4 protein-coding genes are annotated in these 2,810 nt (G+C 60.3%); 3 read left to right on the forward strand and 1 reads right to left on the reverse strand.

Going from position 1 to position 2,810, the window contains the following annotated elements:
• From Q0H50_RS09150 to Q0H50_RS09160, 3 genes are all read left to right on the forward strand, one after another.
• Positions 1-787, forward strand: a 787-nt coding sequence (locus Q0H50_RS09150; RefSeq protein WP_294421653.1) for an OB-fold nucleic acid binding domain-containing protein, incomplete at its 5' end; no start/stop codon positions are given.
• Between the two features lie 211 nt (positions 788-998).
• Entirely contained in the window at positions 999-2,039 is a 1,041-nt protein-coding gene (gene truA / locus Q0H50_RS09155; RefSeq protein WP_366936654.1) for a tRNA pseudouridine(38-40) synthase TruA, read from the forward strand.
• Entirely contained in the window at positions 2,039-2,200 is a 162-nt protein-coding gene (locus Q0H50_RS09160) for a hypothetical protein (protein WP_294421654.1), read from the forward strand. Before truA ends, Q0H50_RS09160 begins: the two co-directional genes overlap by 1 nt.
• A gap of 93 nt (positions 2,201-2,293) precedes the next feature.
• Here Q0H50_RS09160 and Q0H50_RS09165 read toward each other — a convergent pair.
• Positions 2,294-2,810, reverse strand: a 517-nt coding sequence (locus Q0H50_RS09165; protein WP_294421655.1) for an asparagine synthase-related protein, incomplete at its 5' end; no start/stop codon positions are given.

Raw genomic sequence — 2,810 nt, forward strand, 5'->3', positions numbered from 1 at the left:
GCTCATGTACTTCATCGAGGAGACGCCGCTTCTGGAAGGCGCCGCGAAGCGTCAGAAGGACCGCGATCGCGGTCAGGTGAGCATGTTCGACCTGTTCGCCGATGATGCGGATTTGGGTTTCCAGGAAGATGTACCTGCGCCCGATGGCGTTGAGTGGCCGAAGCGTCAGCTGCTGACGTACGAGAAGGAGATCATGAAGATCTACGTCTCGGACCATCCGCTCACACCGTACGAGAACTATATCTCCCGCATCACGAAGTGGCAGCTGGGCGATTTAGCCGAGCGCACGAAGGAGATCAAGTCCGCGGTGTTCGTGGGCATGGTGTCCAACGTGGTGACGAAGCTGACGAAGCGCGGCACGAAGATGGCCACGTTCGACCTGGAAGACACCACGGGCCACGTGGAGTGCATCTGCTTCAAGTACGAGGAGAACGCCGAGGCCATCCAAGAGGATGCCATCGTCAAGATCAAGGGCAAGTTCGAGCACTCCGATCGCGGCAACCAGATCATGGTGTTCGAGACGGAAACGCTCGAGCTGAGCGAAGAGGACGCGAAGCCTCGCCAGCTGCGCTTGAGCGTACCGATGTCGGACTTCGACCAGTCGAAGTCCATGCGCTTGAGCCGCATCCTGAAATCGTATCCGGGGCGTGATGGCGTGGTGCTGTTCGTGAGGCAAAACGACGGGCACAAGTTCCGAGCCGAGCTGCCGGTCACGGTTGATGCGGAAAGCCCCATCATGCGCAGCGAGCTGACGGACCTGTTCGGGTATAACGTGCTGACTGCGTAGCGGGTGTGGTTTGGCGTTTGCCGGGGGCGGCCTTCGGCACATTGCGCGCTGGTTGCGCAATCAGCGCATTAATCGGCGCTCGCTGTTCGTGGATGCCTCTTAGCATGTAGCATGCGAAATGTGCGCACGCGGTATTGGATATCCCATGGGACCCGGATGTGAATCCGGGTCCCGTTTCTTTTGCCGGCGGTTGTCGCGTATCATGGACCGCATGGATAAAACGATTGAACATAACGAGCAGGCGGCGCAGGCGGAAGCCGTGACGGCCCAGGCTAAAGCCGCGGCGGCGCAAGTGGAAACTGTGGCAGTCCAGGTTGAGGATGCGACGATGCAGGCGAACAGCGTTGCGGAGCAAGTGAAAACCGCAGCGGTGCAAGCGGAAGCTATGGTGTCCCAGGCAGAGGGCATGGTGGCGCAAGCAGAAGGCTCATCGGTGTACGCCGATGCCGCGCGGGCGAGCGATGCCGAGGGTTTCAACCGTGAGGATGCTGAGCGCACCTTGTCGTTGACGGTGTCCTACAATGGCGGCCCGTTTTGCGGCTTCGCGCGCCAGCCGGGTAAGCTTACCGTGCAAGGGGAGCTTGAGCAGGCGCTGTCCATGGTCATGCGTCGACCGGTGGAAGTGGTGTGCTCGGGCCGTACCGATGCAGGCGTGCATGCGCTCGGCCAGGTGGTAAGCTTCAACGTTTCCGCCGATGAGTTGGAAAGCCGCAGCCTGCATAGCCTGCGTCGCAGCTTGAACGCGCTGACGCATGAGGACATCACGGTGCGCAAGGCTGAGGAGCGCGAGCCGGGTTTCAGCGCTCGATTCGACGCGCAATGGCGCGAATACCACTACCATATCTGCTTGGATGACACGCCGCCGCTGTTCATGCGCGATTTCAGCTGGTTCGTGCATGCCGACCTGGATATACCGGCGATGCAGCAGGCTGCGCGTTATCTGGAAGGTGAGCACGATTTCAAAAGCTTCTGCATGGCGGCCAGCGCCGTGGGCAAGCCCACGTGCCGAAACGTGCACGAGATCTCGCTTTCGCGTGAGACCATCATGGGCGAGGAGGTGCTGACCATCAAGGTGGTGGGCAATGCGTTCCTGCATTCCATGGTGCGCACCATCGTGGGCACGCTTGTCATGGTGGGACGCGGCCTGCGCAAGCCCGAATGGGTGCGCGAGGTGCTTGAGGCTCGTGACCGAACTGCGGCGGGGGAGAACGCTCCAGCAGCCGGCTTGGTGTTTTGGAAGGTGCAGTACTGATGGCGGGCAAGCAGGAAGCGAAGCGCTCCGGGCGCAAAGCGGATAGAAAGCGCCATCTTTCGACGTTCACCCATCTGTACGAAAGCCGTGATAAGCGCTTATGCGTATTCGAGGATGAACACGGCCATCTGACGAGCGTTCGCGCGTCGCGCTTGGCGTGACGGAAGGTTCTTCGTCTGCTGTTCTATCGACAAAAGAGGCCCCTTGCAACCTGCTAGGTTGCAAGGGGCCTCAACGTTACGGCGTTGTGTCGACTAGCGGGCCTTCGGCTTCTCCGGCACCGTCTTGTCCACGAAGTAGATCTTGTACCACATGAGGAACATGTAGACGATCCAGATCTTGCGGCTACGGTCGGCGCCGGCTTTGTGCTCGTCGAGCAGTCGCACCAGCTCATCGGTGTTGAAGAACTCGCGCGCGATGTCGCCGGTGAACCATTCTTTCACCTGGTTGTAGTAGCGGTCCTGGCGCAGCCAGTTCACCACGGGCACGGGGAAGCCGAGCTTCTCCTTCTGCGCCCAGTCCTTCGGGATTGCGCGCTCCGATGCTTCGCGCAGCGTGAGCTTCGTTTGCGTCTCGTTTGCCTTGAGCGGCGTGGGGATGGTTGCCGACACGTCGAAGACGCGGCGGTCCAAAAACGGCACGCGGGATTCCAGCGAATGGGCCATGGACATCTTGTCCGTTTTCAGCAGGATGTCGCCGACCAGCCAGAAATACAGGTCCACATACTGCATGCGCGTGGTTTCGTCCAGGTCTTTGACCTCGGCATATACC

Origin of the sequence: uncultured Senegalimassilia sp., from assembly GCF_934632265.1 — a bacterium.
GTDB lineage: Bacteria > Actinomycetota > Coriobacteriia > Coriobacteriales > Eggerthellaceae > Senegalimassilia.